Here is an 8032-nt window from a genome sequence, read left to right as displayed (position 1 = left end):
CGGTCAGCGGCAAGAATAACCACCGTTGAGACGAGTTGGTCGATTGGCACTCCATCCTTCAGGGCTGCTGCGACACCGTCGAATGACTTCTGAATATCCACGCTCGTTAATGCGCTTACAAAGGAATCTTCGTCGTAGTCTGTTGGTGTATTATCTCCCGCATCCAGTTCGTTGAGTTTGTCTCTCATGATGCCGATGGCGTCACGACGAAACCGCTGCGGCTCGCCACGCCGGCGACCGACTAGCTTCGCACCAAGATTGAAGACCAGTTCAAAGGCTTTCTCCTCGGAAAGGTAACCGAGTGAAATTAGGTTATCCGGGAAGCCGATAAAGTGTGGCTCAACGGTACATTCAAGGAGGAGGGATAGGATTTTATCCGCATCGCCGAGTGTGTAAGCGGTGAATAGACATCGCTCGATACGCCCGGAGTGCCCGTCGCGTGAAAAACTACGGATCCATGGCTCGATATTCTCCCAAGCCACCGGCTCCGGCAGCGGGACGACCTCAAGACGTTCCGCTGCGCCCCCAGAAGCGGCACACGCGGCGGTCGTCATGGCAATAAGCCGGTCGGCGTCTTTGTAGCGTCGTCCGACCGAAAGACCGTTCATCAACCTAGCGACATCCCAACCTGCTTCCGAGCCGTGTGAACTAGCGATGTGCCGCCCAAGGTGCCGTAGGATCAACTCGACAATCTCGCCCTCCGGTACGCCCCCTTTGAGAAGTAGGGCGATCGCCTTTGACATTGTCCAACGGTCTCCACTCAGAAGTCCTTCCCACAGTAGGCTGAGATGTTCAGCCTTTCGTTTGTAGGTTAAATCGCCGAGTTGTACCCAGATCTCACCGTCCCGTACTTCGGCGGGAAAGGTTTGTAGATCATCGCACTCGACGTTGAAACAGCCGCCCCCTTCAAGGTCGAAGCTTCGCTCGTGCCAATCGCACGTAAGGATGTTGTGTCGAATGCGTCCGCGTGTCAGCGGATAGCCCATATGGGGGCATTGGTTGTCGGTTGCGTAGATCTTGTCGTCCACATTGAACAGTGCAATGCTCCGTCCTTCACCTATCCGCACTGCCTTTGCTTCCCCGGTGGGCACCTCGCTCAAATCGGCCAGTTTTGTCCATTGTGTTTCTTGGGTTGCCATGCGTTATATTCCCTTTCTATACTTCATAACCATTATAGAGGACAATAAGTCGATACTGATTTCTCCGTGTTGTCCGAAATAGAAGGTACAACTCAGAAAAAGTCCACAACGACCTATTGCCGTCATAAATTAACTTGTCAAAAATGAGATGATGGAGGTTAATTATATCATAACATACGTTAAGTATCAAGGGCATGTTTCAGAAAAAATTAACTTGTCCACATTTTTTTTGTGTTCGGTGTTGACATGACTGCTAGATGAGACGCTTTGCCATATAGAGAGACTGTGCTAGAACGCGGAAAGTGGTGATGCGTCAAAGCTGAAATCGTGGAGCGCTGGGGTGCATGACACACAGAAACCGATTGACAATACGGCACAAATTCGCTATTATAATTGTCAGAGGACTAAACTCGGAATTTCTTAAAGTAAATAAGATAACAATTAAGATATTCTATTATCTCTCTAAGGAGCACTGAATGATTAAACCACACGGTTCTGATACTTTGAATCCGCTTTACGTTGCCGACGATGCCGAGCGTGCAGCGTTGACTAAAGAAGCTGAGAACTTACCCGCTATCCTAATTTCTTCGGGGGCTGCTGCATCGGCGGTGATGCTCGGTTCAGGTTACTTTAATCCCCTCACCGGCTATATGAATATCGCTGAAGCTAGAAGTGTTGCTCAAGACATGACGTTGCCGAACGGTCAATTCTGGCCCGTTCCGGTGATGAATATCGTTAAATCGGAGCAGGTAACTGATGCGGTCAAAAACGCTGAACGGATCGCCCTGCTTGATCCAAATGTAGACGGTCAACCGCCCATCGCTGTCATGGAGGTTTCAGAGATTGAAGAGATCTCCGATGATCTGAGAACATACCTGATCGAGCAGACCTTTCGGACGACGGATCCGGCACACCCCGGGGTAGAAGCCTTTACTGAGATGGGGGATCAGGTGATTTCTGGCGCTATCCAGGTTCTTAACTATTCGTATTTCAGATCTGATTTTCCTGAGACCTTCCGCACTGCCTCTGAGATCCGAGCGGACATTGAGAAGCGGGGTTGGGATACGGTTGTTGCGTTTCAGACACGGAATCCGATGCATCGCGCACATGAGGAGTTATGCAAAATTGCACAAGACGAAATTGGTGCTGACGGAATTCTGATTCACATGTTGCTTGGTAAATTGAAGCCGGGCGATATTCCTGCCGATGTCCGCGACGCTTCCATCCGCAAGATGGTCGAGTTGTATTTCCCTGAAAATACCGTTTCAATTACCGGTTACGGATTTGATATGCTCTACGCAGGACCGCGTGAGGCTGTGTTACACGCTGTGTTCAGACAGAATTGTGGCTGCACACACTTTATTGTTGGTCGAGATCACGCGGGGGTTGGAGATTACTATGGGCCATTTGATGCACAGACAGTTTTTGATGAGATCCCTGAAGGTGCACTCGAAATCGAAATCTTTCGGGGTGATCATACGGTTTGGTGCAACCAGTGTGATGGGATTGTGATGATGCGTGACTGCCCGCATGGACCGGAAGATTATCTATTCCTGTCGGGAACTAAGGTCAGGGATATGTTGGCAGCGGGTGAGATGTTGCCGCCGGAGTTTTCGCGTCCAGAAGTTGCAGAAATCCTGATGAAGTTTTACCAAGAGGAAGGATAATCCTGCCGCCCCCTTAGGCAATCGCTCTCAAAGCTTCTTGCTACCATTTCATATTCAGCGCAAATCGGGGCTGGTTGCTCACATTCTTACTTCCTGAATGGATGCACAGATGGTGCAGGAATAGCACATCGCCGCGCCGAAGGGTCATGCCAACCGGGTCGCCGAGATCGAGATCGGGCAGATCCCCATTCAGCCTGTTGCGGTATTCGTAACGGGCTGGATTTTTTCGCACTACGCGCGCTAGTTCATGATGCGATCCGGGCCAAACATACGTGCCGCCGCCGTGCGGGTCAATATCGTTCAGATAAATCAGCGCACCGACTCGGAAGACGGGCGGGAAGGTTTTGTGATAGTGTTCCTCAAGGGAGTGGTCTAGGTGCCCTCCCGACGTGATTGTTGGGGATTCCCACTCATCTGAGGTCGGATAGATGTTGATGGTGTAGGCGCAATCCCATCGGAAGAACTTGGAGACGTCTTCCTTTGCCTCTTGGGCTGCTACGAAGTCGGGGGCGCAATAGGTCTTCGGGTGTCGGTGTAGCTTGCTAAATGTGGATGGATCTTCCCTCGTCAACTGCGCTGCTGCGGCGAGGCATTGCGGGGTGAAGCAGTCCACGAGATCCGCGCTATTGTACAGACAGATTCCTCCTTGGACATCATCCCATGAGGAGGGCGGGTTATCGGGATCGATTCCCGCACAACGCCACATTGCAGCTTCCGCCTTTGCAGCGATGTCTCCAGGAATCAACCCGGAAACGAGCAGATAGCCGTCGCGGTGATATTGCTCAATTTGTGCTTCTGAAATGGGGGAACTGTTTTTACTTGGGTTTGGCATGTCGATTCCTCCGTAGAGTCTTCAGTCATTTCGATCAAACACTACCAAGCAAGATAACACATTATCAGAAGTTAGGCAATACATAAAGTGGGATTGCACAATTGATAACACCGTATCTTCTTATTCTTCTGAGTTTTGCTTGTCTGTTTATCGGGTGTTCGGGCGAGGAGTTGGTTATCTTTGGCGCGATGAGCTTGACAGATGCCCTCACAGAGATCAGCCAGCGTTTCGGCGCAGCCCAGAATGTCAAGGTGTATTGTAACTTTGCGGGCTCTTCAACTTTACAACGCCAAATCGAGAAAGGTGCACCGGCGGATGTATTCATCTCTGCCAGTCCCAAGCAGATCGATGCGTTACAGCAGAAGGGATTTCTTTATGAAGGATCGCGCCAAGCAATCTTGAATAACCGGTTGGTATTGATCGCACCACTCGACAGTTCGCTTTCCATGACTGATGTGGGTATGCTCTCCCAAGACTCGATTCGACGGATTGCTATCGGCGAACCGAATTCCGTCCCCGCCGGCATTTATGGGAGAGAGGCTTTGACGCACTTTGGAATCTGGGATGCTGTACACCCCAAATTGATACCGAGCACCGATGTTCGGTCCACTTTGGCGCACGTGGAATCCGGCGAGGTTGATGTCGGGGTTGTCTATGGAACGGACGCGGAAATCAGCAAGAAGGTCGAAATCATTTATGACTTTCCCGATTCAAGCCATACCCCAATTGTGTACCCCGCAGCGGTGCTCCGCAACACCGGCCGTAAAGCTCTCGCTCAAGCATTTTTGGCGTACCTACAGACCGCCGAAGTTGCAGCAATCTTTGAAAAATATGGTTTCTCTGTGGTGAAATAATGTTAACAGCAGCGGAAGTCAGTGCGCTGGTTCTATCTATCAAAGCTGCCTCGTTGAGTCTGCTTCTCATCCTGCCGCCGGGTCTCCTGATCGGCTGGCTACTCGCCAAATTCTCATTCCCCGGCAAATCGCTTCTCAATACTGTTGTTATGCTGCCGATGGTATTGCCACCGGTCGTCAGCGGATTTTTTCTTCTGATCCTCCTCAGCAAGCGCGGACCGATCGGGGGGCTGCTCTTCCGTCTTTTCGGGCTGGAAATCGTCTTTTCATGGCTGGCGGTGGTGTTGGCGATCTCTGTGCTTTCGTTTCCGTTGTTGGTGCGCGGTATTGTCACGGCGATGGAGGGTGTGAATCCACAGTTGGAGAAGGCTGCAAGGACGCTCGGTGCTTCGCCGTTGAAAGTGTTTTTTACTGTCACGTTACCTCTGTCGTATCGTGGGATTATCGGAGGAGCGATCATGGGCTTTTCTCGGAGTCTCGGTGAATTTGGTGCGACCATGATGGTGGCGGGAAACATTCCGGGAAAAACGCAGACGTTGCCTCTGGCAATCTATAATTTTGTGCAGATCGGTCAAGATCTGAGTGCGTACCGTCTGGTGCTTCTGTCCACTTTGATTGCTTTCGCTACGCTCTGGATAGCGGAACGGTTGTATCTCAAGAGATGAAGCAAGGAAGGGCAACCACAAGGGTTGCCCCTACAAAAATCAATCCAATATAGGGGCAGGTCTTGTGCCTGCCCAAAACGCAAACTGTTACCTGTTAGGCATTATGTCCCATGTTACAACTCAGTTTTCGCAAACGGCTTGGCGATTTTCAGCTTGAGATTGATCACACCATCACGGAAAAAGTGACGGCATTTCTCGGTCCGTCGGGCAGCGGTAAAAGCACGCTGCTCAACTGTATTAGCGGCATCCTACACCCCGACGAAGGGGAACTCCTGTTTGCCGGTCAAACGTTGTATTCCTCCCAACAGAAAAGATGTCTGCCACCGGAAAAACGTCATTTCGGATATGTCTTTCAGGAAGGGCATCTTTTTCCGCACCTGACGGTTGGACAAAACATCTCCTATGGTCGTCCTCGCCGACTCGATAGCCGAACACCGATTGACACAGATACAATTATCGACATCCTTGAAATCGGGGAGTTGCTGGATCGGTATCCGAGCCAACTGTCCGGCGGTCAACGGCAGCGGGTCGCGGTTGCTCGCGCTTTGGGGATGTCGCCACGTTTGCTGTTAATGGACGAGCCGCTTACCTCACTGGATGCTGGCTTGAAAAACCGCATCCTTCCTTACCTTTATCACATCAAGGGGGCGTTTGATATACCTCTCCTTTATGTGACTCACTCCATTTCAGAGGTGATGGCACTTGCAGATGAAGCGTTTTTGCTCTCCGAAGGGCGGATCACGGCGCGTGGCGAACCTCATCAACTACTTGCGTCTCCTTCGGCGTTGCCTGTTGCCCAGATGACGGGTGTGGAGAATATTCTCGCTCTGCCGGTGGTTGTTGCGTCGGAGGAGCGCGGCGTGACGGAATTGGCGTTGGGGGAACAGAGGCTGATGGTTTCATATACGGAGACGGAGCCCGGTGCAACGATGCCGATCGCTATCCGGGCGCGGGATATTATCGTTGCGATGGACCCGAATCTACGGATGAGCGCGCGGAATATCTTGCGCGGGACTATTCGGGGGATCGCTGTCCAAGCGGGGCGTGTGATGCTGTCGGTCGATATTGAGGGGCATCTGTTGTCGGTGGAGGTTACGAGCGATGCCCGTGAGCAGCTTGGGCTTGCAGAGGGAACGGTGTGTTATTTTATTATCAAGGCGAGTGCGGTTAATCTGCTTTGGGAGGGGTGAGGGGCTGTCGGGTTTTGTCAATTTAACTGGACAGTTTTGGTTGATTTTGGTTTGACGAAACTGATATAATTACTGCAAAAGGTCTATACTCTACTCATAGCATAATTGTCTATAAGGTGAAAAAATGGATTTTTCAGCATGGTCGCCATCACATCTAATCGTTGCAGGACTGGCATTTGCCACCATTATCGGTCAAACGATAGCAGTCCTTGCACGACTGAAAACGACAACCGAACGCCTCGAAAAGCAGAGCGAGATATTTGTCCACGCGATGGAACGGCTTGAAAATCGAATCGACAAGCGCATTGATGAAGTGCGATCCGAAGTGTCAGAGATTCGATCGGAACTCAGCAGACTCAACCAGAACCACATTGACCACCTCTCCCATCACCAACCTAGCAGGGAAGATTAAAATCAGTACCCTCAACAATTGCTAAGTTTCAACAACACATAAAAACAATAGGCTGACCCCAATAGGTTCAGCTATTTTTTTGCTTAATTTCGTTGCTTGGTATTGACAGTTATAAGCGGCGCGAAAATCAAAATCAGTATGATAATCCCATTTTACCTCCTGCCTAATCCCTTCAATCCTTAAAATGAAACCACCCCAAATAGGACAGTATATAGAAGGTTTGTACTGCCATCGGAAATTTGGGTCACCATCTCAACCAAGATTGTGATAGGATGCCAATCCAATTGAAAGGAACTATCCGATGGCAAAACGTAGAAGATTCACGCCCCAATTTAAGGCGGAAGTCGTCATTGAGGCACTGAGCGGTCAAAGTACCCAAGCCGAACTGTGTCGCAAACACCAGCTCAACGCAGACCAACTTTCAAAGTGGAAACAGCAACTGCTTGACAACGCCTCCACTCTCTTTGAATCGACCGACAAGCACTCCCAACACTATATCGAACATATTGCTCAACTGGAGCAGCTGGTCGGGCGATTGACGATAGCGTTAGACATCCAAAAAAAAGCCACGACTTGGCTCAATTGAGTCAGTCTCAAAAGCGGCAAATCGTTGAAGCATTGCAGACCGATTACTCGGTTCGACAAATTTGTGATGCACTTGGCTTGCATCGGAGCAGTCTCTATTATCAACCCAAAAGTGATTCCTTTGAACAAGAGTTACGAGATGAGAGAGAGAAATTGGCTGCCCGGTATCCCACATATGGCTATAGGCGCATCACGCAGATGTTGGTGCGTAAAGGATACGCTGTCGGTTATCGTCGAGTCGCCCGATTGATGAAAGAAGAAAATCTGTTAGTTACTGTCAAACGTGGCTGTCAAACCACAGCATCGGTTGATGGTTTGGGTCAATGGGTCAATCGGGTTGAGAACCTTGACATCTGCCGTCGCAATCAGGTGTGGGTCGGCGATATTACTATGTCCGACTCAAAGAGCAATTCGTCTATGCTTCGGTATTAATGGATGTGTTCACCCGCGTGGTCAGGGGGTGGCAACTGAGTCGGCAGTTGACACAACCTCTCACATTGAGACCGTTGCAACGCGCATTAAGCCAAAGTGTTCCAGAGATTCACCATAGTGACCAAGGGGTTCAGTATCTTTTGACCGCTTATATTTCCACGCTCATTAATCATGGGATTGAGATCTCCTTAGCCCATCGGGGGCGACCGTGGGAAAACGGTTATGCCGAAAGACTCATACGAACCCTCAAAGAGGA

Annotated in this window: 10 protein-coding genes; 8 read left to right on the top strand and 2 right to left on the bottom strand. The window is 50.3% G+C overall.

Annotated features, from left to right (window positions below):
* Positions 1–1139, bottom strand: a 1139-nt coding sequence (locus J4G02_11905; protein ID MCE2395282.1) for a Rieske (2Fe-2S) protein, incomplete at its 3' end; no start/stop codon positions are given.
* Between the two features lie 476 nt (positions 1140–1615).
* On the opposite strand from J4G02_11905, the gene sat reads away from it, so the two are divergent.
* Positions 1616–2806 carry a sulfate adenylyltransferase gene (gene sat / locus J4G02_11900; GenBank protein MCE2395281.1) on the top strand — a complete coding sequence of 397 codons (1191 nt, stop codon included), beginning with the start codon at positions 1616–1618 and terminating at the stop codon, positions 2804–2806.
* 40 nt (positions 2807–2846) lie between these two features.
* Here sat and J4G02_11895 read toward each other — a convergent pair whose 3' ends face one another.
* Complete coding sequence (locus J4G02_11895) at positions 2847–3638, bottom strand: phytanoyl-CoA dioxygenase family protein (GenBank protein ID MCE2395280.1); 792 nt, start codon at positions 3636–3638, stop codon at positions 2847–2849.
* 101 nt (positions 3639–3739) lie between these two features.
* Here J4G02_11895 and modA point away from each other — a divergent pair, with 101 nt between their 5' ends.
* The 7 genes from modA to J4G02_11860 form a co-directional block, all read left to right on the top strand.
* Entirely contained in the window at positions 3740–4492 is a 753-nt protein-coding gene (gene modA, locus J4G02_11890; protein MCE2395279.1) for a molybdate ABC transporter substrate-binding protein, read from the top strand.
* Entirely contained in the window at positions 4492–5157 is a 666-nt protein-coding gene (modB, locus tag J4G02_11885; GenBank protein MCE2395278.1) for a molybdate ABC transporter permease subunit, read from the top strand. The genes modA and modB overlap by 1 nt, the downstream gene beginning before the upstream one ends.
* Positions 5158–5267: 110 nt before the next feature.
* Complete coding sequence (modC, locus tag J4G02_11880; protein MCE2395277.1) at positions 5268–6347, top strand: molybdenum ABC transporter ATP-binding protein; 1080 nt, start codon at positions 5268–5270, stop codon at positions 6345–6347.
* A gap of 124 nt (positions 6348–6471) precedes the next feature.
* The gene (locus J4G02_11875; protein ID MCE2395276.1) at positions 6472–6759 is read left to right on the top strand and encodes a DUF2970 domain-containing protein; all 288 of its coding nucleotides are present in this window, start codon (positions 6472–6474) and stop codon (positions 6757–6759) included.
* A 301-nt stretch (positions 6760–7060) separates the two neighbouring features.
* Positions 7061–7345: a transposase gene (locus tag J4G02_11870; protein MCE2395275.1), complete on the top strand. Its 285-nt coding sequence runs from the start codon at positions 7061–7063 to the stop codon at positions 7343–7345.
* Positions 7342–7776 carry an IS3 family transposase gene (locus J4G02_11865; GenBank protein MCE2395274.1) on the top strand — a complete coding sequence of 145 codons (435 nt, stop codon included), beginning with the start codon at positions 7342–7344 and terminating at the stop codon, positions 7774–7776. Before J4G02_11870 ends, J4G02_11865 begins: the two co-directional genes overlap by 4 nt.
* Positions 7776–8032: transposase family protein (locus tag J4G02_11860; GenBank protein ID MCE2395273.1), on the top strand; the 257-nt coding region annotated here is incomplete at its 3' end. The genes J4G02_11865 and J4G02_11860, both read left to right, overlap by 1 nt.

This window comes from Candidatus Poribacteria bacterium, from assembly GCA_021295755.1.
Lineage (GTDB): Bacteria > Poribacteria > WGA-4E > WGA-4E > PCPOR2b > PCPOR2b.
The sequence above is the reverse complement of the archived record's forward strand: the minus strand, read 5'-3'. Positions and strand labels throughout refer to the sequence as shown.